Source organism: Aestuariimicrobium kwangyangense DSM 21549, from assembly GCF_000421525.1.
GTDB lineage: Bacteria > Actinomycetota > Actinomycetes > Propionibacteriales > Propionibacteriaceae > Aestuariimicrobium > Aestuariimicrobium kwangyangense.
Genome location: NZ_ATXE01000002.1, coordinates 577,381 through 600,006 on the forward strand (window position 1 = coordinate 577,381; position 22,626 = coordinate 600,006).

Below are 22,626 nucleotides of genomic sequence, written 5' to 3' on the forward strand. Positions count from 1 at the left end.
TCGCGTGGACCCGCAGCGGATGCCCCCGGGCTCAGAGCCCCTGGGCGAGGCGGTGGTAGGCCTGGTTCCAGCGCAATTCCTGCTGGAACCCGCGCACGGTGGTCTGGTCGTCGATGACGACCAGCTCGGTGCGGGTGATGTCGGCGAAGATGCGGAAGACCTCCACGTCCACGGCGGTGCTCATCACGGTGTGGTGCGCGGCCCCGGCAGCGAGCCAGCAGGCAGCGGAGGTGGCGAGGTCGGGTGCGGGCTTCCAGACGGCTCGTCCGACCGGCAGCTTGGGGAGGTCGGGCGCCGACACGTTCTCGACGAGGTTGGCGGTCAGCCTGAAGCGGTCCCGCAGGTCGGTGAGCGCCACGACAATCGCCGGGCCCGGGTCGGCGGTGAAGACCAGGCGCACCGGGTCGTCCTTGCCGCCGATACCGAGCGGATGCACCTCGAGGCGGGGCTTCGAGGTGGTGAGCGAGGGCGACACCTCGAGCATGTGGGCGCCAAGGATGACCTCATGTCCGGGCACCAGGTCGTAGGTGTAGTCCTCCATCAGGCTCGCGCCGCCGGGCAGTCCTGTGCCCATCACGTTCGCGAGCCGGACGAGGATGGCCGTCTTCCAGTCACCCTCGGCTCCGAAGCCGTAACCCTCGGCCATCAACCGCTGCACGGCCAGGCCGGGCAGTTGCCTGAGCGCCCCCAGGTCTTCGAAGCTGGTGGTGAACGCGCCGAAGTCCCCGGCCTCGAGGAAACTGCGCAGACCGACCTCGATGGCGGCGCCGTCGCGCAGCGACTGGTGCCTCTCGGCTCCGGGCAACAGTTCAGCGGCCACGTCGTAGCTGGCCACGTACTCCTCGACCAGGGCGTCGACCTGGGCATCGGTGGCGGCCGCCACGGCCTCGGCCAACTCGTTGACACCCCAGGTGTTGACCTGCACCCCGAATCGGAGTTCAGCCTCGGTCTTGTCGCCCTCGGTGACGGCCACGTAACGCATGTTGTCGCCGAACCGGGCCAGCTTGAGCGTGCGCAGGGCCTGGGCACCGGCGGCGGCGCGCTGCCAGTTCTCGACCTGGGCCAGCACTGCGGGGTTGGAGACGTGGCCCACCACGGTCGTCCGTGGGACACCGAGGCGAGTCTGGATGTAGCCGAACTCGCGGTCACCATGTGCCGCTTGGTTGAGGTTCATGAAGTCGAAGTCGATCTCGTCCCACGGCAGGGCCACATTGGCCTGGGTGTGCAGGTGCAGCAGGGGTTTGCGCAGTGCGTCGAGTCCCGCGATCCACATCTTGGCGGGGCTGAACGTGTGCATCCAGGAGATCACCCCGATCACGGAGTCGTCTGCGTTCGCGTCGAGCGCGAGCCTGCGAATCGCATCGGTGTCGGTGAGCACCGGCTTCCACTCGACCCGGACGGGCAGTCCCGCCAGGCCCTCGGCAACCTGCCGGGACTGCTCGGCCACCTGCCGGAGCGTCTCGGGGCCGTAGAGGTGCTGGGATCCGGTGACGAACCAGACGGTGAGGCCGTCGAACGACGAGCTGAGTGCCATGGGGGCTCCTAGGTGGGGTGGTCAGAGAGCCTCGACGGCGGCGGCCTCGACGGCCAGTCCGACGCGGTAGCGCTCGAGGTGGGAGGCGAACCCGGCGACATCGGCCGGATCGGGGTCGTGGGTGACGAGGGCGGCGTCGGCGAACACCTGGTCGTCGAGGAAGGTGGCGAGGTCGCGTCCCCCGTGGGCGAGACCGTGGGCGGCCAACACGGCCATGCCCCACGCTCCCCCTTCGGCAGCCGTCTCACCGACGCTCACCGGCACGTCGAGGGCACCGGCCAGGAATCTCTGGGCCCCTCCGGCGGTACGGAACATTCCCCCGTGCGCGTACAGGGAGTCGAGCTGCACGCCTTCTTCGGTCAGCACGCGCATGCCGAGAGCGAGGGTGGAGAAGACCCCGTAGAGCTGGGCACGGACCGTGTTGGCCAGGGTGAACGAGCTGTCGGGGGTGCGCACGAACAGGGGACGACCCTCCTCCAGCCCGGCGATCGGCTCACCCGCCAGCTGGTTGTAGGCGAGCAGGCCGCCGGCGTCGGGATCGCCCGCGAGCGCCTCACGGAAGAGCAGGTCGTAGACCGCGTCATCGTCGAGAGCGAGACCGGCAAGCTCGGCGAATCGTCGGAACAGCCCGGCCCAGCTGGCCAGTTCGCTGGCCCCGTTGTTGCAGTGCACCATCGCCACCGGGTCTCCCGCCGGGGTGGTGACCAGGTCGATCTCCTGGTGCACCCTGGCCAAGGGACGCTCAAGCACCACCATCGCGAAGATCGAGGTGCCCGCGCTCACGTTGCCGGTTCGGGGGGCAACGGCGTGGGTCGCCACCATGCCGGTGCCGGCATCGCCCTCGGGCGGGCACACCGGGGTGCCCTCGACGAGCACACCGGCACTGAGCGTGCCCTCGGGGTCGAGCAGTCGCAGACCCTCGGGGGTCAGCGAACCGGCCGGGTCACCGGCCTTCAGCACCCGCGGCAGCAGGTCGCGCAAGGGTGGAACCCGCCCGGCAGCCAGGCGGTCGTAGCGCTCGACCAGTTCCGGGTCGTAGTCCAGGTGGTGGTCGGGGCCGGTGCCCGGACCCGAGGAGATGGGGAACACACCGGAGGCGTCACCGACACCCAGCACCCGCTCCCCCGTCAGCTTCTCGTGCACGTACCCGGCCAGAGTGGTGATGTGGTGCAGCCGCGCCAGGTGCTGCTCGTCGTCCAGCACGGCTTGGTGCAGATGGGCGATCGACCAGCGAAGCGGGATGTTGACGCCCAACTCGCTCACCAGTTCTTCCGAGGCCCGAGCGGTGGTGGTGTTGCGCCAGGTGCGGAACGGCACCAGCAGCTCACCGGCGGAGTCGAAGGGGAGGTATCCGTGCATCATGGCGGAGATCCCGATGGCGTCGATGCGCATCCCTGCGATCGGGCCGAGGTCGGCGATGGCGGCCCGGATGCCGTTCCACACCTCATCGAGGGAGTAGGTCCACATGCGATCGACGAACTGGTTCTCCCAGGCGTGGCTGCCGGTGGCGAGCACGGTGGTCGGGTGGTCGGCGTCGACCAGGCAGGCCTTGATCCGGGTCGATCCGAGCTCGATGCCCAGGCAGCTGCGCTGTGAGCCGCCCGTGGAGGTGGTGCTCATCGACGTTCGTCCCCCTGCTGTCCGTAGACGTTCTGGTAGCGGTCGTACAGACGATCGATGTCGGCCGGGTCGATCGGAACCAGGTCGCCGCCCTGCCGCGCGATGTGCACGGTCCTGGCGACATCCTCGAGCATGACAGCGGCCTTGACCGCGTCCTTGGCCGAACTGCCGATCGTGAAGGGCCCGTGGTTGCGCATCAGGACGGCCCGGGAGCGGTGACCCCTCAGGGTCTCGACGATGCCGCGCCCGATGGAGTCGTCACCGATGATCGCGAACGGTCCGACCGGGATGGGTCCCCCGAACTCGTCGGCCATGGCGGTGATCACGCAGGGAATCTCCTCGCCCCTGGCGGCCCACGCGACGGCGTAGGTCGAGTGCGTGTGCACGACCCCTCCGACCTCGGGCATCTGGCGGTAGACGTAGGCATGGGCCGCAGTGTCGCTGGAGGGTTGGCGCTCGGAGCCGGGCAGCCCGGGCACGGGCCGTCCGTCGAGGTCACAGACCACCATGTTCTCCGGCGCGAGGTCGTCATAGGAGACCCCGGACGGTTTGATGACGAACAGATCGGTTCCCGGAACCCGTCCCGAGACGTTGCCGCCGGTCCACACCACCAAGCCGGCTCGCACGAGTTCGGCGTGCAGGCGCGCGACGTCATCCCTGACGGCGTCGATCTGTCTGGTGTCCACGGTGATCACTCCACAAATGTATCGTTACAGATTGGTCCACGCCAGCGGCTCAGAGTGTCGCACCTCGCAACAGGGCCACCCCGTGGGCCGGCAGGTTCAGCCTGACCGCCCCACTCCCAGGAGCCACGCCGCGGGCCCGGTCGGACTGTTCGTCGACGGGCTCCACCACGAGACTCTCACCCGACCACAACTCCACCAGGTGTGGCCCCTCGCCGGGCACCAGTCCGAGGTTGCCGACGTCGAGAACCAGTTCGCGCGCCACGTCGGCCAGGTTGAAGCAGGCAGCCCACGCCACCGGCTGTCCCTCACGGATGCCCCGTGCCCCCCACAGGACGGTGTCGCCCTCACGGAAGAGTTCCCTGTTGTCGCGGGAGTCCAGCACGGCGAGCACCTCGTCGTTGGTGAACAGCGCGATGGTCTCGGGTCGGGTGCTGGGTAGGTCTCCACCGATCATGAGCGGAGAGCGAGCCATCAGCCACAGGGTGAGCAGGCTGCGTCGCTCGTCCGGGGTCAGCAGGTCGTCGCGAGGCTCACCACGTTCGGCCCTGATGCCGATCCGCCCCAATGGCAGCATGTCGCCATCGGGCCACCCCTGCTCACCGGCATGGGGGGCCCAGCGGGCGAAGCGGGCGAAGTTGGCCTCGACATCGCTCCAGCGATCCCACAGGTCGTCGCAGATGCGCCACATGGTGGCGTGCTGCCGCAGGTGGTCGAGTCGGCTCAGCGACAGGTCCCTTCCCGGTGACAGGCTCAACTGCATCTCCCGCCCGGTTTTGGCGATCGCGCGGGAGTACGCCTCGATGTCGGCCGCCTGGTAAGGCCACAACATGTCGTCGGCCTTGATGAAGTCGACGCCCCACTCGGCGTAGAGGGCCATGGTCGAGTCGTAGTAGTCCTGGGCGCCCGGGTGGGTGTGGTCGAGGCCGACCATGTCGGGATTCCACTCACACGAGTTGGTCTCGACCGCCACCTGCCGGGCGGTGTGTGGGGAACCGGCGATGGGCAGGTCGGCGGCAACGGCCAGGCGCGGGATGCCCCGCATCGTGTGGATGCCGAACTTCAGCCCGAGGGCGTGCACCTGGTCGGCGAGTGGACGAAAACCTGCCCCGCCTGCACTGGAGGGAAATCGGCCCGGGTCGGGCACGAGCCTGCCGTGCCCGTCGAGCTGCAGGGGTGCCTCGGGGTTGTACCCGTGCGAACGTGCCGTCGGATCCGACCAGTCGATGTCGACGACCACCGTGTCGAATCCGTGTGCCAGCAGGTGCTCGGCCATGAAGTGGGCGTTGGCGAGCACCTCGTCCTCAGTGACGGTGGTGCCGTAGCAGTCCCAGCTGTTCCAGCCCATGGGTGGGCGAGGGCTCATCTCATCTCCTGGTGGATTCGCGTTGGACGAGGGTGACGTCGCCGATGAAGGTGCGGTAGTCATCGGGGTCGCGACGGCCCTCGATGCGTTCGACCAGCATGTCGAGGGCCGCGTCGACCATGCCCTCGTGGTCGGGCCGGACGGCGGTCAGCGAGGGCGTGAGGAACTGGGCCAACGGTACGTCGTCGAACCCGACGACCAAGACGTCCTCGGGCACACTGAACCCCCGGTCGCGCAGGACCCTGATGGCCGAGACCGCGATCACGTCGGTGGCGCAGACCAGGCCGTCAACGGGAGGTTGACCACCCTCGCCACCGAGTTCGTCGAGCAGTCGACCGGTGGACTCCAGACTTCCCTCGAAGGAGTAGTCGGCGTGGTGCACCCAGAGCGGGTTGACCGTGAGCCCGGCTCGCTCCATGGCCGTCAGGTATCCCTGCGCTCGCAGCGTCGACACGTCGACCTCGCCGGTGCCCACCTGACCCCCGATGATCGCGATCCGCGTGCAGCCCTGGTCGATCAGGTGCTGGGTGGCGAGGTCGGTGCCACGCTCGTTCGCCATGGCGACGTGGTCGATGGGGATGCTGAAGGGACGCTCGCCGAAGACCACCAACGGGAAGTCGCCGCGCAGCAGGGTGGCATCGTCGTCGTGCAACTGCACCGAGCTCAGCATGACCCCGTCGTAGCTGCGCAGGCGTGAGCGGGTGATCGAGTCGAGTTCCCGGTCACGGCGCGCGCTGGTCTGTTCGACCACCAACTCGTACCCCCGTGCGGCGGCGCGCTCGATCAGCAAGGTCGCCAGCAGCCCGAAATAGGGGCGATCGATGTCGGGCACGGCCAGGCAGATCACGCCGCTACGCCCTTGGCGCAGGTTCCGGGCGGCGGTGTTGACGTGGTAGTCCAGTTCGGCGATCGCGGCCAGCACCTTCTGCCGGGTGGACTCGCGCACATGCGGGTGCCCGTTGATCACGTTCGAGACCGTCATCACCGAGACGCCCGCATGGCGAGCCACGTCCTGCATCGTGCCCATGGAGCTGCAACCTATCCGAGCCGCACGCGGACGGTCGCCACCGCGTGGGGCGGCAGCGTGAAGCTGACCCGGCCCCCGTCGACCCGAACGGCCAGGTCGGCGAGCGAGACGGCGTCCGGTTGGTCGAAGGTGTTGTGCGAGTCGGGGGCGTCGGAGCCCAGCAGCTGGGCGCGGAGCAGCTCACCCACGCCACGCGGCAGTTCGAACTCGGCGGGCAGCTCGCGCTCCAGGGAGGTGTTCGCGGCGCTGATCGTCCAGTCGTCCCCCTTGCGGGAGACCGTCAGTTCGCCGTCGGGACCCAGCGCGCCGGCCGGGGTGGGCACGTACTCGGCATCCTGGTGGTCGCGGTAGAGGTCGAACACGTGGTAGGTCGGAGTGGTGATCATCGAGGCGCCGTCGGTCAGGATCATCGACTGCAGCACATTGACCATCTGGGCGATGTTGGTCATGCGCACCCGGTCGGCGTGGCGGTGGAAGATGTTGAGGTTGATGGCCGCCACCATGGCGTCACGCTGGGTGTTCTGCTGGTACAGGAAGCCGGGGTTGGTGCCCTCCTCCACGTCGTACCAGGTTCCCCACTCGTCGATCACGAGGGCGACCCGCTTGTGGGGGTCGTGGCGATCCATGATCCGGCTGTGGGCGGTGACCAACTCGTCCATCCGTCGGGTCTGCCTCAGGGTCTCGTGCCACCCGTACTCGTCGAAACCGGTGGCGGCCCCCTTCGCCGACCAGTCGGTGGTCGGGAGCGTGTAGTAGTGCAGGCTGAGGCCGTCCATGTGGCCGCCGGCCCGAGCCATCAACACCTCGGTCCACTCGTAGTCCTCGGCGTTGGGGCCGCAGGCGATCCGCGCCACCCGCTCTGGCCCGTACTGGCGCACATAGGTCTGGTACTGGCGGTACAGGTTGGCGTAGTGCAGGGGCAGCATGTTGCCACCGCAGCCCCAGGACTCATTGCCGACCCCGAACCACTCCAGCTTCCAGGGCTGTTCGCGTCCGTGGTGCTTGCGCAGTTCGGCCATCGGGGCGGTGGAGTCGAGGGTCATGTACTCGACCCAGTCGTGCATCTCGGCCACGGTGCCGCTTCCGACGTTGCCGCAGATGTAGGCCTCGGCGTCGAGCTGGTTGACCAGGTCGAAGTACTCATGGGTCCCGAACTCGTTCGGCTCGACCACACCGCCCCAGTGGGTGTTGACCATCGGCTGCCGCTCGGGTCCCACCCCCTTCAGCCAGTGGTACTCGTCCGCGAAGCATCCGCCCGGCCAACGCACGAGGGGCACCTGGATGTGGCGCAGCGCCTGCACCACATCGGTGCGGATGCCGTTCTTGTTGGCGATCTCGGAGTCGCGGCCGACCCAGATGCCCTCGTAGATGCAGCGGCCCAGGTGCTCGGCGAACTGGCCCTGGATGCGGCGATCCAGGGTGACGGGGGTGTCGGCAGGGGCGAGACGAATCATGCGGATGGTCCTTCGGCGGTGAAGTGTGCGGAGCCGGCCTGGCGCTGCCCAGCGGTGAACTCGTTGTAACGATACAGAGCAGCTCCTGTAACGATACACAAGCAGCGCCCTCCCTGCACCCGTCCCGGGGCCATTCGGCGACTGGGACGATCCCCGGCCACCCGTCCCGCCAGCCGTAGGCTGGAGCTCCGCCCTTGCTCGAGGAGTTCACCACGTCCAGCGCATCGACAGCACCCAGCACCGCACCCCCGCGACGGTTCGGTGCCCTGCGCGATCGCCACTCCAGGCCCTACCTGGTGACGGCCGGTCTGTCGATGATGGGCGACAACATCGAGCACGTGATCACCTACTGGGTGCTCTGGCAGGTCTTCCACTCCCCCGCACTGGTCGGCTTCCAGGTGATCAGCCACTGGCTGCCCTTCCTGACGCTGTCGGTCTGGTTCGGCTCGCTGGCCGAGCGGTTCGACTGCCGCCGGATCATCCAGGTGGCGCAGGGGCTGTTCGCCTTCGTCTCACTGGTGTGGGGCGTGCTCTTCCTGACCGGCAGCCTGCAGATGTGGCAGGCCTGCGTGCTGCTGGTGCTGCACGGGTGCGCCGGGGCCCTGTGGGGCCCGGCCGAACAGTTGATGCTGCACGACTTCGCCGCTCCCCCCGAACTGCCGAGCGCCGTGCGGCTGAATGCCACCTTCAAGAGCCTGGGCATCCTGGCCGGCCCGGTGGTCGGGTCTGCTCTGCTCCTGGGTCTGGGTCAGTCCTGGGGCATCCTCGCCAACACGATCTTCTACCTGCCGATGACCCTGCTCATGCTCCGGACCCCGTTCACCGGGCACGTGCGCGACGGTTTCGTCCGCACCCGACGCCTCTCGATCCTCGACACCTTCTCGGTGCTGCGCACCGTTCGCGACGACAAGGTGCTGATCGGTCTGGTCACGCTGGGTGGCCTGGTCGCGGTGTGCGTGGGCACCTCCCTGCAGGTGGCCATGCCGTCACTGGGTGACCGTCTCGGGGCCGGGAGCGGCATCGGGTACGGCTTGCTGCTGTTCGCGAATGGTGCTGGCGGGGTGCTCGGCGGGGTGCTGCTCGAAGCGAGCGGCCGGATTCGTCCCACACTGGCCTCGGCGGTGGTGGCCACGGTGCTGCTGGGCACCACGACCGTGGTGGTGGCCACCTCGCACTGGTTCGGCCTGACCCTGCTGGCCCTGTTCATCGGGGGCGTCGCCAGTCTGGCGGCCATGTCGATCGGTCAGGCAGTGGTGCAACTCAGGGCTCCCACCCACGAGCGCGGACGAGTCGTGGGCGTCTACTCGATGATGGCGAACGGGCTGCGGACGGGCAACGGTGTCTCGCTGGCGCTGCTGGGGTCGGCCGTCGGGGTGATCGGGGCGGTGCTGGTGGGGGCCGTCGCCCTCGTGGTCGGGGCGGTCGCCATCGCGGCGCTCACCCGGATCGCGCGCTCGCGCCCGGCCACCTGAGGCGCGCGGGTTCAGTAGCGCATCTGCATGGCGGTGAGCACGTCGTCGAGGGTCGCGTCAGCCACCTCGTTCGCGCGCCCATTGCCTTGGCGCAGCACCCCGAGCACGTGGTCGGGAGCGGCGGCCAGTTCGAGGCGACGGGCCCGGATCGGTGCAAAGTACTCGTTCACGGCCTCGGTCACCAGCTTCTTCAGTCCGCCCCCGCCGCCGTCGCCGATCTCGTCGGCGATCTCGATCGGGTCACGATCGGTGCACAGCGCCGCGAGCATCAGCAGGTTCGACACCTCGGGACGATTCGCGGGGTCGTAGGTGATGGTCCGGTTCGAGTCGGTCACCGCACGCTTGATCAGCTTCGCCGTCTCGTCCGCGGTCATCCCGATCTCGATGGTGTTGCCTCGCGACTTCGACATTTTCGAGCCGTCCATGCCCAGCAGCAGCGGCGACTTCGACAACAGGGCATCGGCCTGGGGGAACACCGGCTGGTCGGCCCTGGCTCGTCCGTAGCGCTCGTCGAAGCGGCGGGCGATCACCCGGGTGACCTCGATGTGGGGTAGCTGGTCCTTGCCGACCGGCACGACGTTGGCCTTGCAGAACAGGATGTCCGCCGCCTGGTGCACGGGGAAGGTGAGCATCAGGCCGGACATCGGCCGACTGGAGCCGGCCATCTCGTCCTTGACGGTGGGGTTGCGCCTCAACTCCGAGTCGGTGACCAGCGACAGGAACGGGAGCATCAACTGGTTCAACGCCGGCACCGCCGAGTGGGCGAAGATGGTCGACTTCTCGGGGTCGATGCCGATGGCCAAGTAGTCGGTCACGCAGTTGAGCACGTTGTCGGCGAGCTCGCCCACCCCATCGCGGTCGTAGATCACCTGGTAGTCAGCGATCAACACGAAGGTGTCCAGACCCAGGTTCTGCAGGCGCACCCTGTTCGCGAGCGATCCGAAGTAGTGCCCGATGTGCAGTCGTCCGGTCGGTCGGTCGCCGGTCAACATGCGGTAGCGGGCACCCTTGCCGGCTGCGAGGTCGGCCTCGATCTCGTCGCTGCGTCTCATGCTCGAAGCCAGGGAGGCGTCCGAGGTCGAGGCCTCGAGCGCGTCGCCGTCGGTCAGTTGGTCGGCCGGGGTCATCGCGGGGTCGGTCACGGGTGACCAACCTACACCTGCTCGACCTGACCCCCCCGCGCGGCGCTGAGTCGACGCAGTTGCCCCAATGCGGTCTCCCGGGTGAGGTTGGCCCCCAACGGGAAGCCCACCTTTCCGGTCCCGTGGTGGTCGGACGATCCCGTGCGCACCAGACCGAGCCGGACGGCCAGGTCCGACAGCAGCGACCTGGTGTCGGCGTCGTGGTCCTGGTGGTCGACCTCGATGCCGTCGAGCTGGTGGTCGCGCACCAGATCACTGATCACCTCGGCCGTGAGCACGGAGCGGCTGGATCGCGACCACGGATGGGCGATCACGGCCACTCCCCCAGCGGCGTGCAGCAGGTCGATGGCTCGTCCGAGCTCGCAGGAGTAGCGGTGCACATAGCCGGGCTTGTCGTCGGCGAGCCAGTAACGGAAGGCTTCGTCCCGGTCGGCGACGTAGCCCTTCGCCACCATCGCGTCAGCCACGTGGGGGCGTCCGATCGAAGGTGACGCCTTCGCGGCGGCCACGATCTCGGCCTCGGTCAGGGGCATCCCGAGTTCGGTGAGCCGGTCGGCCATGGCCTTCACCCGCCCGACCCGACCTTCCCGCAGCAAGCCGAGTTCGGCCAGCAGCGGACGGTTGCGCCGATCCATCCCGTAACCGAGCAGGTGCACGGAGACACCGTCCAGTTGGGCGCTCATCTCGACACCGGCGATCACGGTGAGCCCGGCCCGGCGGCCGGCCTCCTTGGCCTCAGGGACGCCGTCGAAGGTGTCGTGGTCGGTCAGCGCGATGGCATCGAGCCCCACGGCCAGAGCAGCGAGCACCAAGGCACTGGGGGTGTCGGTGCCATCCGAGACGGAGCTGTGGGTGTGCAGGTCGATGCGCATGAGCCCATCATGCCGAAGCAGGACCCACAGCCCGTCGGAGGAACCCCAGAAACCAGCCCCGCCGAAGTCCGGGGACAGTGACCGGGGTGCCCTGCGACCAGCGTGCTCGGATCAGCGCGAGGAGGAGCTGCGTCGGGGACGGAACGAACGGGAGGCGTCGGCGGCTGAACCGCCGGTGCCCGTGGTGACCCGCTGACCGCGCCCACCCTGCCCGCTGCGGGCGGGCTGGCTGCTGCGAGATGACTGGCCGTTCCTGGAGTTCTGGGCGGACTGGGTCCCACGAGCCGACTGGCCACCACGGGTGCTCTGGCCACCGCGACTGCTCTGCCCACCGCGAGGGCTCTGTGCGCCACGCGCCGCAGTGGCCACAGGAGCCACCGGGGCCGGACGGACGTGAGCTGCGCGCACGCCGATGAGGTCGTTCACGGCCGCGTGGCCGACCGCCACATGCACCGGTGCGGCGGTGATCTTGGCCCGGCGCATCAGCTGGCGCACCTCGTCACGCTGTTCGGCGAGCGCGAGGGTCACCACCGTGCCGCTGTGACCGGCGCGAGCGGTTCGTCCCGAGCGGTGCAGGTAGGCCTTGTCCTCTGCCGGCGGGTCGACGTGCACGACCAGGTCGACGTCATCGACGTGGATACCGCGCGCGGCGATGTCGGTGGCCACCAGGACCTTGACCTCGCCGGACGAGAAGGCAGCCAGATTGCGCTCGCGGGCGTTCTGGCTGAGGTTGCCGTGCAGGTCGACAGCAGGCACGCCCGAGGCCGTGAGCTGCTTGGCGAGCTTCTTGGCGGTGTGCTTCGTCCGGGTGAACAGCACCCGGCGGGCCGTGCCCGAGGCCAGTTCGTGGACGATGTCACGCTTGGCGTCCAGGTCTCCCACGACGAAGAAGTGGTGGGTCATGGCCGCGACCGGGGACTGGGCGCTGTCGACCGAGTGGGTCACCGGCGCATGCAGGTAACGCTTGACGAGCTGGTCGACACCGTTGTCGAGGGTGGCCGAGAACAGCAACCTCTGTCCGCGCTGCGGTGTCTTGTCCATGATCCGCTTGACCCCGGGGAGGAAGCCGAGATCGGCCATGTGGTCGGCCTCGTCCAGCACCGTGATCTCGATGCCGTCAAGGGTCAGCGCACGCTGGCCGAGCAGGTCCTCGAGCCGACCCGGGCAGGCGATCACGATGTCGACGCCGGAGCGAAGGGCGCTGATCTGGCGCGCCGGCCCCACCCCACCGAAGATGGTGGTGGCGGTCAGACCAACGGCCTTGGCCAGAGGCTCGATGGTGGCGTTGATCTGGTTGGCCAGCTCACGGGTCGGGCAGAGCACCAGCGCCCGGGGGCGGCGGGACTGGCTGGCGGGGGCACCCGCGAGGCGGGTCACGATCGGCAGGGCGAACGCGAGCGTCTTGCCCGAGCCGGTGCGCCCACGACCGAGCACGTCCTTGCCGGCGACTGAGTCGGGCAGCGAGGCAGCCTGGATGGGGAAGGGCGTGGTGAGCCCCTGTCGGGTGAGCTCGGAGACGATGGCGCTGGGCAGCGCGAAATCAGAGAACGTGTGCACGGTTGTACACCTTTCAGGTCCGCCGATGGGCGTGCAGGCACGCGACGGCCAGGACCGATGAGGGAAATGGTCGGGTTCGCCGCATGAGACGGGCCCACGAGAAGGGCGCGCGTTGGGGACTCCACGACGTCGGTCGGGTCAGATGGACCCGCCTGTGGCAATTCTCCCACACGGGCAGGCCCAGTGGCGAACCGAGCTACCCGACGTTGACGGCGTCGAACATGCCGCGGACGAGCCTGAGGGCCACCGACAGACGGGGCAGGTCTGAGCCCCCGGTGGCCGCCTGCTTGAGCTGTTCGAGTCGTCGCTCCAGTTGCGGCACCCGCTCACCCCAGGCCTGCACCACCTCGGATGCGGTCTCTCGTCCGCTCCCCACCTGGAGGGCCTGGGCCGTCAGGTCGGTCTGCAGTTGCAGCAGTTCGTCCCGCATGGCCGAGCGGGCCTGCACGTCCCACTCACTCGATCGGGGCAGCCCCTCGATCAGTGGCAGCAGGTTGTCCAGGCCCAGCCGCTCCACCATCTCGACGAAGGTGGCCGCGGTCAGCTCGAGGTCATGGCCATCGCGTCGGCTCACCTCGATCATGGCCAGGGCCAGGTGCAGGTACTTGGTCTCGGCCGCGGTCTCAGCCAGCCCGCGGTCGACCCCCTGTCGCAGGTACCCCTCGAGTGCCTGGTCGCGCAGTCCCCGACTGCGGGCCGTCAGCAGGTCGGGCAGGGCTCGTGCCACCCGCTCGACCCGAGGGGTCAGCAGTTCGATCTCGGCCGCGATGTCGAGGGTCGATCGACGGTGCATGAGCAGCCACCGGGTGCCCCGTTCGACCAGCTTCCTCACACTGAGCCGCAGGTCGAGCTGCAGGGTCGGGTCCATCCCGGTCAGCACCAGCGCCGCCTCGTAGCGACCCGCCCCGAACACGCTGCGGGCCACCAACTGTGCCCGGATCACCTCGTCGGGTGTTCGTCCGGTCTCGGTCGCCAAGCGGTGACAGGCACTGATGCCCTGGGAGTTGACGAAGCGGTTGACGGCGACCGTGGTGATGATCTCGCGACGCAGGGCGTGGCGGTCGAACAGATCGCCGAACTGCTCACGCAGTCGCATGGGGAAGTAGGTGTGCAGGCGGTGCTGCAGGTACGGGTCGTCGGGCAGGTCCGATTCGAGGACGACTCGCTCCAACCAGATCTTCGACCATGCCATCAGGGTGCACAGTTCGGGGTTGCTGAGTGCCTCCCCCCGCTCGACGATGGCCTGCATGGCCGCCTGGTCCGGCAGCCCTTCGAGCTGCCGGTCGAGCCCCACCGCAGACTCCAGGTGCTGGATCAGCGACTCGTGCACCCAGCTCATGGCCGCGGCGCGCGAGCGCGCGTTGGCGAGCGCGACGTTCTGGTCGATGTTGTGGATGAGCACGAGGTCGGCGATCTCGTCGGTCATGGTGGGCAGCAGTTCGTCCCGCCCCGCTGGGTCGAGTCGGCCCGCTTCGACCGCATCCGACAACAGGATCTTGATGTTCACCTCGTGGTCGGAGGTGTCGACCCCCGCCGAGTTGTCGATGAAGTCGGTGTTGACCCGTCCACCCCCGCGGGCGTACTCGATCCGTCCCTTCTGCGTGAGCCCGAGATTGCCCCCCTCCCCGATCGCCCTGCAGCGCAACTCGGAACCGTTGACGCGGACGGCGTCGTTGGCGCGGTCCCCGACATCGGCGTGCGACTCGCTCTCGGCCTTCACATAGGTGCCGATGCCCCCGTTGAAGAGGAGGTCGACGGGTGCCTGCAGGATCGCGTGGATCAGCTCGGTGGGGGTGAGACTCGTGATCGCGGCGTCCAGGTCGAGCAGTTCGCACACCTCAGGGGTGACCGCGATGGCCTTGGCCTGTCGTGAGTGCACCCCTCCACCGGTGGAGATGGCGGAGGGGTCGTAGTCGTCCCAACTCGACCGCGGCAGGTGGAAGAGCCGCTGACGCTCGGCGAAGCCGGCCGCGGCATCGGGGGTGGGGTCGAGGAAGATGTGTTGGTGGTTGAAGGCCGCCACCAGCCGGATGTGCTCGCTCAGCAGCATCCCGTTGCCGAAGACGTCTCCTGCCATGTCACCGATGCCCACGCAGCTGAAGTCCTGGGCCTGGGAATCGATGCCCAGTTCGGCCAGGTGCCGCTTGACCGACTCCCAGGCCCCCCGGGCCGTGATCCCCATGGCCTTGTGGTCGTAACCCTTCGACCCGCCCGAGGCGAAGGCGTCACCCAGCCAGAATCCCCGCTCCAGCGCGATCTGGTTGGCCAGGTCGGAGAACGCCGCCGTGCCCTTGTCAGCCGCGACCACGAGGTAGGTGTCGTCGGCGTCGTGGCGCACCACGTGCTCGGGGTGCACGACCTCACCGGCGACGAGGTTGTCGGTGACGTCAAGCAAGGATCCGATGAAGATCCGATAACACTCCTGACCCTCGGCCAACCAGGCCGCGCGGTCAGTCGCCGACGGCAACCGCCTGGGCAGGAAACCACCCTTGGCACCGACCGGGACGATCACGGTGTTCTTGACCATCTGCGCCTTGACCAGGCCCAGCACCTCGGTGCGGAAGTCCTCGGGCCGGTCCGACCAGCGCAGTCCCCCGCGGGCCACCGAGCCGAACCGGAGATGGACGCCCTCGACCCGGGGGGAGTGCACGAAGATCTCGAATGCGGGTCGGGGTTTCGGCAGCAGCGAGAGACGCTCGGGGACGAGCTTCAGCGCCGTCGCCCTCGCCTGAGGCTGGAAGGCATTGGTGCGCACCGTCGCCTCGATCACCTGCAGGAAGGAACGCAGGATCCGGTCGGCGTCGAGGCTGGTGACCTCGTCGAGCTCACGCCCGAGGGCTCGGGACAGGGCGTCCACCTCACGGGTACGTCGGTCGAACCCGTCGACGAAGACGGTGGGGTCGAACTTGGCGTCGAAGAGTTCCACCAGTGCGCGGGTGATGGCCGGGTGGTCGAGCAGGGTCTGCGAGATGTAGCTCTGCGAGTAGGAGATGCCCGCCTGCATCAGGTAGCGCGAGATCGTCCGGACGACGACCACCTGCCGCCAGGTGAGCCCCGAGGTGGCCACCAGCGCATTGAGCTGGTCGACATCCATGGCACCGCGGTGACAGGCCTCGAACGCGTCGAGCACCCGCTGACGGTCGGGCACGTCCCACCGCACCCCGGCCGGGTTGACCAGCCCGAAGTCGGCGATGCTCATGGTCCGGCCACGCAGGTCGACGGGATAGGCGCGCTCGTCGACGATGGTCAGGCCCAGGCTGTTCCACAGTGGCATCGCATGGGACAGGGTCATGGGTGGTCCGCCCACGAACACCTTGACCCGCAGGTCTGCCCGCTCGGCCTGGTCGGGGCGGTACATCACCAGGCGCATGTCATCGTCGTCCCTGAGCGAGTTCAACTCAGCCAGGTCGAACACCCCTTGGGCGGGGCTGTTGTGGTCCATGTACGCCGCGGAGAACTCCACTCCGCGTTCCGAACTGGGCAGCGCCTTGGCCTGTTCGAAGAAGCCGTCGGTCCAGTCGAGGCTCGATCGCGTGAGGTCCGACTGCAGGGCCGTCAGGTCCCAGTCCACGGCACCGGGCAGCGTGAGCGTGAAGAACAGTCGCGCCAACGCCGATTCCGAGACCTGGGTGCGGAAGTCGATGGCGGTGGCACCGGTGTGCCGCCGCAGCACATCCTGCATGGCCTCCCTGACCTGCGTGTTGTAGCGGTCGCGGGGCAGGAAGACGGTGATGTAGGCGAACCGCCCCCACGGGTCGGCCCGGACGAACGCCCTGACCTGTCGGCGCTCGCGCAGCTCGGCGACCTCGCCGACCAGTTCTGCCAGTTGTTCGGGGCGGGACTGGAACACCTCGTCGCGGGGGTGGGTCGACATGGCTGCGATCACGGCCTTGCCGCGGTGACTGAGCGGGTCGGCGCCCAACAGTGACAACACCTGGTCCAGCTTGTCGCGCAGCATCGGGATGCGGGCGAGGTCCTCCGAGTACGCCTTGGAGGCAAGCATGCCGACCAGGCAGCGTTCCGCGACCAAGTGGCCGTCCTCGTCGAACGTGCGCACGGCGATGTAGTCGCGCAGTCCCGAGCGGTGGACGAGGCTGCGGGTCGAGTCCTTGGTGATCAGCCACGGACGTGGGTCACCGGTGGCGACCGTGGCGTGGAAGGCCATCGGTTCGCCGTCGCGGAGCACCCCCAGCCCGCTGCCCGGGACGGTGCGGAACTGCCCGTCGACCACCTCGTGGTCGCGGGCGCCCAGGAAGAAGAACCCGACCTCGGCGAACCAGTCCAGGGTGTCGGCGAACGCCTCGGTCTCGGTGTCGCCCCCACGCATCCCGGCCGAGATGTCGCGCGCCCGGTCGGCCATGGCTCCCCAGTCGGCCACCGCCACGGCCAGGTGCTGGAAGGCCGTCTCGAGCCGCTCCTGCAGCCGACCCGCGGCCTGGTCGGAGTCGACCCCCAGCGGGGGCGCGGCCAGCACGGCCACCCATGACTCCACGATCGTCGTGTCGTCGTGGGTCACCGGGAGCGTCGGGTGGTACAGGTCGCGGATGGCCCAACCCAGCTCGGTCAGTGCCATCGCCACCGAGTCGACCCGGAACGGCCCGTCGTCACCGATCACCTGCACCAGCCAGGCTGCGCCCACGTCGACCCCGGCGTCCGGACGAGCCACCCGTACCCGATCCTCGCCCGGACGACGCCCGGCGGCCAGGTCGACCTGCGCTCCGCCGAGCGCCTCGAGGGTCGAGCGGTCGTCCGAGTGGTGGTCATAGGCCAGACAGCCTTCGACCCAGGTCTCGCGGAGGTCGCGGGTGGTCGGGAGCGGGTGCGTCTGCACCATGGGTCACACGTCCTTGTGTGTAGTGGGCTGGGTGTCTCGCGGGGTGGGTGTCGTGGTTTGGGTGTGTCGGGGGTGTCGGGATCAGTCGGTGGTGACGAACCACTCCTCGTCGATCAGTCCGCCGAGGTCGGCGCGGGCGGCGGGGGTGCAGACCACGTACTCCAGGGCCTCGTCATCGTCCTCGCCCGCGAACCGCTCGGCGATCACGGCGACCTCGAAGCCGAGGGCGTCGATGCCCTCGGCCAGGCGGGCGGCTTCGTCCTCGTCGTCGAGGTGGATGCGGGTGACACTCACGTCAGCGGTCCTTCGGGTCGGCACCCATGTGCGGGTAGCGGTGATCGATGACGGGCACCAAGGTCTCCTTGATCGCCCGCGGACTCGCCCAGCGGGCGATGTTCCACAACGATCCTGCCTTGTCATTGGTGCCCGAGGCGCGAGCCCCACCGAAGGGCTGCTGACCGACGACGGCACCCGTGGGCTTGTCGTTCACGTAGAAGTTCCCGGCGGCCCGGCGCAGCCCGCGCTGAGCCTGCTCGATCGCGCGACGATCAGTCGCCAGCACGGCCCCGGTGAGGGCGTACGAGGCGGTGCCGTCAACGACCTCGATCATCTTCTCCCACTCACCGTCGGGGTAGACGTGCACGCCCAGGATGGGGCCGAAGTACTCCGTACGGAAGACCTCGTCGTAGGGGTCGTCGCCGGTGACGATGGTGGGCCGCACGAACCACCCCTGGGTGTCGTCCAGGGTGCCGCCCGCGACGATCTGGGTCGACGCGGTGCTCCGGGCGCGCGCGATCGCGTCGGACTGCTTGGCGAAGGACCGCTGGTCGATCACCGCCGAGGTGAAGTGACTGAGATCACGCACGTCACCCACGGAGAGGCCTTCGGTGGTCTCGACCAGTTCGTCCCTGATCGAGCGCCACAGCGAGGCCGGTAGGTAGGCACGGGAGGCGGCTGAACACTTCTGGCCGGAGTACTCGAAGGCCCCCCGCACCAGCGCGGTCACGGTCATCCGGGGATCGGCGCTGGGGTGCGCGAGCACGAAGTCCTTGCCCCCGGTCTCCCCCACCAGTCGCGGGTAGGTGTGGTAGCCGGCGATGTTGCGGCCCACTTCTCCCCACAGGTGCTGGAAGGTCGCAGTCGAACCGGTGAAGTGGATGCCCGCCAGTCGTGGGTCGGAGAGGGCCACGGCGCTCACCTCGGGACCGCGCCCGGGCACGAGGCAGATCACTCCCTCCGGGAGCCCCGCAGCCTCGAACAGGTCCATCGTGACCTGGGCCGCGAACTGCTGGGTGAGCGACGGCTTCCAGACCACGACGTTGCCCATCAGGGCCGGGGCCGCGGGCAGGTTGGCCGCGATGGCCGTGAAGTTGAAGGGGCTGATGGCGTAGACGAATCCCTCGAGGGGCCGGTAGTCCATCCGATTCCACACCCCGGACGAACTGGCAGGCTGCACCCCCGTGACCTGGCGGGCGTAGTCGACGTTGAAGCGCAGGAAGTCGATCAGTTCGCAGGCCGCATCGATCTCGGCCTGCTGCACGGTCTTGCCCTGCCCCACCATGGTTGCCGCATTCAGGCGGTCACGCCACGGCCCGGCCGCCAACTCGGCGGCGCGCAGGAAGATGGCCGCCCGCGCCTCGAGCCCGAGGTCGTCCCAGTCACGGGCGACCCGCTCACCCGCAGCCAGGGCTTCACGGACGTCGTCGGCGGTGGACAGTCCCACATGGCCCAGGACGTGATGGTGATCGGAGGGCATGGTGACCGCGACCCGCTCACCACCACCCGGGCGGCGTCCTCGGCCGAAGTGCCCGGTCAACTCGATGGGATCGGCCGAGGAGTAGGCCTCCAGCTGCGCCAGCAGCCCCGTCCGCTCGGGCGAACCCGGCGCGTAGCCCCGCACCGGCTCGTTCACAGGATGCGGGAACGACGACGACGTCTGCATGCCTGCAGTCTAGGCGCGAGCCCTGACACGGGCGCAAAAATCGCCACCCGCAGCCGGTCGTGCCAGAAGTTGTACGCCCACGGGCGCGAGATCCGAGAAGATCCAGTCTCACCCGGCCTTCGCCGGCTTCACCTTCTTCGCCTCGGCGGCGGCCGCCTCCCGCTTGGCCTTGGCCGCAGCCACGGAGGCCTTCAGAGCCGCCACCAGGTCGACCACCTCGGCAGGCTTCTGCTCGCCCTCGCCGGCCTCCTCGAGTGCCACGCCGCTGAGCTTGGACTGGACCACGGCGTCGAGGGCCTCGCGGTAGGAGTCGGAGAACTGGCTCGGGTCGAACTCCCCCTCCAACTCCTTGATGAACGACTGGGCCATCTTGACCTCGGCCGCGGAGGCCTTGACGTCACTGGGCGGCTCGGCGAAGGCCAGGTCGCGCAGTTCGTCGGGCCACAGCATCGTGTGCATGACCAGCACGTTGTCGCGCGGACGAATCAGCGCCAACGACTCGCGCTGGCGCAGGGCGACCTTCACCACGGCCGACTTCCCGGTGGCCTGCAGGGCGTCGCGCAACAGCACGTAGGGCTTTCCTCCGGGTCCGTCGGCCTCCAGGACATAGGTCTTCTCGAAGTAGGTCGGGTCGACGGCGGACGCGTCCACGAATTGCACGACCTCGACTGCCTTGGTCGAGGCCAATGGCAGGTCGTCGAAGTCCGACTTCTCCAGGATCGCCACCCGTCCGTCCGGGGCCTCGTATCCCTTGGCGATCTCCGCGAAGGGAACCTCCTTGCCACACTTCTCGCAGACGCGCTTGTACTTGATGCGGCCGCCGTCGGCGGGATGCACCTGGTGGAAGGAGATGTCCTTCGACTCGGTGGCACCGAACAGTCTGACCGGAATGGTGACCAACCCGAAAGAGATGGCGCCCTTCCACATGGAGCGAGGCATCAGTCCTCCAGTTCCTCGGCCGCGTGCCACAGCAGGGCCTGCGTGCCGATCAGTGCCTGCACCTCGTCGAGATGCCAGGCGTCGTCGATGCCGAGGCCGCGCGCTTCCTGTGCTGCGGTCCGCACCCGGGGGTCATCGGGCAGTTCCTCGCTGAACCAACTGACGATCTGCGCCCGGCGCAGTCCGTGCACCACCACTTCGCCGTTGCCGGTGTCGTCGGCATCGTCGACCTGGTCGGGGTTCACCTCGGCGCCCAGCACGAAGCGGGCTCCGTGCCGGGTCAGGGCGGCCACTGATGCGACCGACATCGCCGCGTACTCGGCCTCTTCGGGGTCGGTGATGTCGAAGGCCTCCATCAGGCTCTCGGTCGGCGCGTGGGCGGCCACGTCACCGCTGGCAGCGGACTGCCATGCGGATCGCTCGGTCGGTATGAACACCATCACTCCCGCCATGGATCCCCTCCTGTCGTCGGCTTCGTGTCCCCTTGCTGCGTCACGCTACCGTGAACGCCATGCCCGGTCGCCTGTTCGCTGCCCTGTTCCTCGTGGCCACCCTGACGCTCACGGCCTGCTCCTCCCCTCAGGCACCGGACTCCGTCACGGTCGACGTCACCATCAGGAACGGCTCGGTGACCCCCAACGGCACCACCGTTGACGTCGCCAAGGGCGGGTCCGTCACCGTCAATGTGACCTCCGACATGGCCGACGAGATCCACGTGCACGGCCTCGATCGGGAACTGCAGGTCAAGGCTGGTGTGCCGGCCAGCATGACCTTCACCGCCGACCAGGGCGGGGTGTTCGAGATGGAGTCGCACGAGCTCGACAAACTGGTCGTCAAGTTCGCCGTTCGCTCGTGAGCCCACTGCCCCTGCTCACATCGGCGCCGGGGGTCTGGGTGCCGTTGCACGGGGTCGGCACCCGCCAGGACCTGCCCCTGCCGTTCTCGCTGGTGGTGGTCGGTGCCGTGGCGGTCCTGGTGGTCACGTTCGTGGTCGCGCTCCGCCTGTGGTCCCGACCGCGCTGGCAGACCGCCGCTGGCCCGCCGTTGCCCCGACTGACACGGCTCGTGGACCACCCCGCGGTGGTGTGGACCGGACGACTTGTCGTCCTGGCGGTGGCGGGGGTGGGACAGGTGGCGCTGTGGTTCGGTGCGGACCTCGATCGCAATCCCTTCCCGGGTCTGCTCTTCGTGTGGGTGTGGGTCGGGCTGGTGCCTGTGTCGCTGCTGCTCGGCGCGGTCTGGCGGCGGTTCAGCGTCGTCAGGCTGCTGATGGCCTGGCGTGGGGCGCTGCGAGCGGACGAACCGCTGCCCCAGTGGGGCCTGTGGCCGGCAGCTCTGGCGCTGGTCGCCTTCGGGTACCTCGAGCTGGTGCAGCCCGACCGCACCCACCTGTCAGTGCTGCGCTGGTGGTTCCTGATCTGGCTGGTCTGGGTGGCGGGAGGGGCCCTGGCGTTCGGCGGCCGCTGGATCGCGTCCGCCGACCCGTTCGAGGCCTACGCGACGCTGGTGTCGAGGTTCTCTCCGTGGCAGCGGATCGACGGCGTCCTGCACGTGGTGAACCCGCTGCGGCACCTCGCCTCGTCAAGGCCACACCGGGGCACCTGGGCAGTCGGCGCGGCGCTCATCGGGGTGACCCTGTTCGACTCGCTGGGTTCCTCCACGGCTTGGGTGCAGACGGTCCAGTCGTCCGACCGGCCGCCACAACTGTGGTCCGGGCTGGGACTTCTGGCCCTGGTGGCAATCGCGGTGGGTCTCTACCTGCTGGGCGCCACCGCCCTCGAGACAACCACCCGGACGGGCGAAGGGGCGCTGGTCAATCGGCTGGGTGTCTCGCTGGTGCCGATCGCGGTCGGCTACACGTTCGCGCACTACGCCAGTTACCTCGTGCTCGAGGGGCAACGGGTGGCGGTCAACCTCTCGGACCCCCTGAGCCGTGGTCAGGACTGGTTCGGGACTGCAACCCTCGGAGTCGACGCCGGCCTGGTCGACCATCCGACCCTGATGGCCTGGAACCAGGTGATGGGCATCGTGCTCGGGCACGTCATGGCGGTACTGGTCGCCCACGACCTCGCGGTGCGCTGGCTGCCGACGTCGGGGACGGCGCGCGGTCAGCTGCCGTTGCTGGTGGTGATGGTGGCCTACACCTGCGGAGGGCTCCTGCTGCTGTTCGCCGGCTGAGCGAAC

General features: G+C 68.8%; 17 protein-coding genes. 3 read left to right on the forward strand and 14 right to left on the reverse strand.

The window, feature by feature from the left end; genetic code table 11:
- Positions 1-31 precede the first annotated feature (31 nt).
- From araA to H507_RS0109330, 6 genes are read right to left on the reverse strand one after another with little or no spacing between them, the layout of a single operon-like run.
- Positions 32-1,534 (reverse strand): L-arabinose isomerase, encoded by a 1,503-nt coding sequence (araA, locus tag H507_RS0109305; RefSeq protein WP_022910447.1) that lies wholly within the window; start codon positions 1,532-1,534, stop codon positions 32-34.
- Between the two features lie 21 nt (positions 1,535-1,555).
- Positions 1,556-3,154, reverse strand: coding sequence for a xylulokinase (locus tag H507_RS0109310; protein ID WP_022910448.1), 1,599 nt, complete (start codon positions 3,152-3,154; stop codon positions 1,556-1,558).
- Complete coding sequence (locus tag H507_RS0109315; protein WP_040438266.1) at positions 3,151-3,846, reverse strand: L-ribulose-5-phosphate 4-epimerase; 696 nt, start codon at positions 3,844-3,846, stop codon at positions 3,151-3,153. The genes H507_RS0109310 and H507_RS0109315 overlap by 4 nt, the downstream gene beginning before the upstream one ends.
- Positions 3,847-3,889: 43 nt before the next feature.
- Positions 3,890-5,203, reverse strand: coding sequence for a glycoside hydrolase family 27 protein (locus H507_RS0109320; RefSeq protein WP_040438058.1), 1,314 nt, complete (start codon positions 5,201-5,203; stop codon positions 3,890-3,892).
- A 1-nt stretch (position 5,204) separates the two neighbouring features.
- A complete protein-coding gene (locus H507_RS0109325) occupies positions 5,205-6,230 on the reverse strand; it encodes a LacI family DNA-binding transcriptional regulator (RefSeq protein WP_022910451.1) in 1,026 nt (341 codons plus the stop codon).
- 11 nt (positions 6,231-6,241) lie between these two features.
- Positions 6,242-7,684: an alpha-N-arabinofuranosidase gene (locus H507_RS0109330; protein WP_022910452.1), complete on the reverse strand. Its 1,443-nt coding sequence runs from the start codon at positions 7,682-7,684 to the stop codon at positions 6,242-6,244.
- 194 nt (positions 7,685-7,878) lie between these two features.
- Between H507_RS0109330 and H507_RS15900 the strand changes: the two genes are divergently transcribed.
- Complete coding sequence (locus tag H507_RS15900) at positions 7,879-9,156, forward strand: MFS transporter (RefSeq protein WP_022910453.1); 1,278 nt, start codon at positions 7,879-7,881, stop codon at positions 9,154-9,156.
- Between the two features lie 11 nt (positions 9,157-9,167).
- Here the strand turns inward: H507_RS15900 and trpS are convergent, their stop codons facing one another.
- From trpS to H507_RS15910, 8 genes are all read right to left on the reverse strand, one after another.
- Positions 9,168-10,283 (reverse strand): tryptophan--tRNA ligase, encoded by a 1,116-nt coding sequence (gene trpS / locus H507_RS0109340; protein ID WP_051139764.1) that lies wholly within the window; start codon positions 10,281-10,283, stop codon positions 9,168-9,170.
- Positions 10,284-10,309: 26 nt separating this feature from the next.
- On the reverse strand, positions 10,310-11,170 hold the full coding sequence (locus H507_RS0109345; protein WP_022910455.1) for a PHP domain-containing protein: 861 nt from the start codon (positions 11,168-11,170) through the stop codon (positions 10,310-10,312).
- 111 nt (positions 11,171-11,281) lie between these two features.
- Positions 11,282-12,727 (reverse strand): DEAD/DEAH box helicase, encoded by a 1,446-nt coding sequence (locus H507_RS0109350; RefSeq protein ID WP_022910456.1) that lies wholly within the window; start codon positions 12,725-12,727, stop codon positions 11,282-11,284.
- A gap of 196 nt (positions 12,728-12,923) precedes the next feature.
- On the reverse strand, positions 12,924-17,561 hold the full coding sequence (locus H507_RS15905) for an NAD-glutamate dehydrogenase (protein WP_022910457.1): 4,638 nt from the start codon (positions 17,559-17,561) through the stop codon (positions 12,924-12,926).
- An 81-nt stretch (positions 17,562-17,642) separates the two neighbouring features.
- Positions 17,643-17,855 carry a hypothetical protein gene (locus tag H507_RS0109360; protein ID WP_022910458.1) on the reverse strand — a complete coding sequence of 71 codons (213 nt, stop codon included), beginning with the start codon at positions 17,853-17,855 and terminating at the stop codon, positions 17,643-17,645.
- 1 nt (position 17,856) lies between these two features.
- On the reverse strand, positions 17,857-19,503 hold the full coding sequence (gene pruA, locus H507_RS0109365) for an L-glutamate gamma-semialdehyde dehydrogenase (RefSeq protein WP_022910459.1): 1,647 nt from the start codon (positions 19,501-19,503) through the stop codon (positions 17,857-17,859).
- A 108-nt stretch (positions 19,504-19,611) separates the two neighbouring features.
- Positions 19,612-20,442 carry a non-homologous end joining protein Ku gene (ku, locus tag H507_RS0109370; RefSeq protein WP_022910460.1) on the reverse strand — a complete coding sequence of 277 codons (831 nt, stop codon included), beginning with the start codon at positions 20,440-20,442 and terminating at the stop codon, positions 19,612-19,614.
- The gene (locus H507_RS15910; protein ID WP_022910461.1) at positions 20,442-20,894 is read right to left on the reverse strand and encodes a DUF6912 family protein; all 453 of its coding nucleotides are present in this window, start codon (positions 20,892-20,894) and stop codon (positions 20,442-20,444) included. Before H507_RS15910 ends, ku begins: the two co-directional genes overlap by 1 nt.
- Before the next feature lie 59 nt (positions 20,895-20,953).
- On the opposite strand from H507_RS15910, the gene H507_RS15915 reads away from it, so the two are divergent.
- A complete protein-coding gene (locus H507_RS15915) occupies positions 20,954-21,298 on the forward strand; it encodes a cupredoxin domain-containing protein (RefSeq protein WP_022910462.1) in 345 nt (114 codons plus the stop codon).
- Positions 21,295-22,620 (forward strand): hypothetical protein, encoded by a 1,326-nt coding sequence (locus H507_RS0109385; protein ID WP_022910463.1) that lies wholly within the window; start codon positions 21,295-21,297, stop codon positions 22,618-22,620. Before H507_RS15915 ends, H507_RS0109385 begins: the two co-directional genes overlap by 4 nt.
- Positions 22,621-22,626 lie beyond the last annotated feature (6 nt).

What these genes read in the sequence shown, in the direction of transcription:
- H507_RS15910 (WP_022910461.1), bottom strand. Translation starts at nt 20,894, where the DNA reads ATGGCGGGAGTGATGGTGTTCATACCGACCGAGCGATCCGCATGGCAG.
- H507_RS0109345 (WP_022910455.1), bottom strand. Translation starts at nt 11,170, where the DNA reads ATGCGCATCGACCTGCACACCCACAGCTCCGTCTCGGATGGCACCGAC.
- H507_RS15915 (WP_022910462.1), top strand. Translation starts at nt 20,954, where the DNA reads ATGCCCGGTCGCCTGTTCGCTGCCCTGTTCCTCGTGGCCACCCTGACG.
- H507_RS0109325 (WP_022910451.1), bottom strand. Translation starts at nt 6,230, where the DNA reads ATGGGCACGATGCAGGACGTGGCTCGCCATGCGGGCGTCTCGGTGATG.
- ku (WP_022910460.1), bottom strand. Translation starts at nt 20,442, where the DNA reads ATGCCTCGCTCCATGTGGAAGGGCGCCATCTCTTTCGGGTTGGTCACC.
- H507_RS0109310 (WP_022910448.1), bottom strand. Translation starts at nt 3,154, where the DNA reads ATGAGCACCACCTCCACGGGCGGCTCACAGCGCAGCTGCCTGGGCATC.
- H507_RS15905 (WP_022910457.1), bottom strand. Translation starts at nt 17,561, where the DNA reads ATGGTGCAGACGCACCCGCTCCCGACCACCCGCGACCTCCGCGAGACC.
- pruA (WP_022910459.1), bottom strand. Translation starts at nt 19,503, where the DNA reads ATGCAGACGTCGTCGTCGTTCCCGCATCCTGTGAACGAGCCGGTGCGG.
- H507_RS0109330 (WP_022910452.1), bottom strand. Translation starts at nt 7,684, where the DNA reads ATGATTCGTCTCGCCCCTGCCGACACCCCCGTCACCCTGGATCGCCGC.
- trpS (WP_051139764.1), bottom strand. Translation starts at nt 10,283, where the DNA reads ATGACCCCGGCCGACCAACTGACCGACGGCGACGCGCTCGAGGCCTCG.
- H507_RS0109320 (WP_040438058.1), bottom strand. Translation starts at nt 5,203, where the DNA reads ATGAGCCCTCGCCCACCCATGGGCTGGAACAGCTGGGACTGCTACGGC.
- araA (WP_022910447.1), bottom strand. Translation starts at nt 1,534, where the DNA reads ATGGCACTCAGCTCGTCGTTCGACGGCCTCACCGTCTGGTTCGTCACC.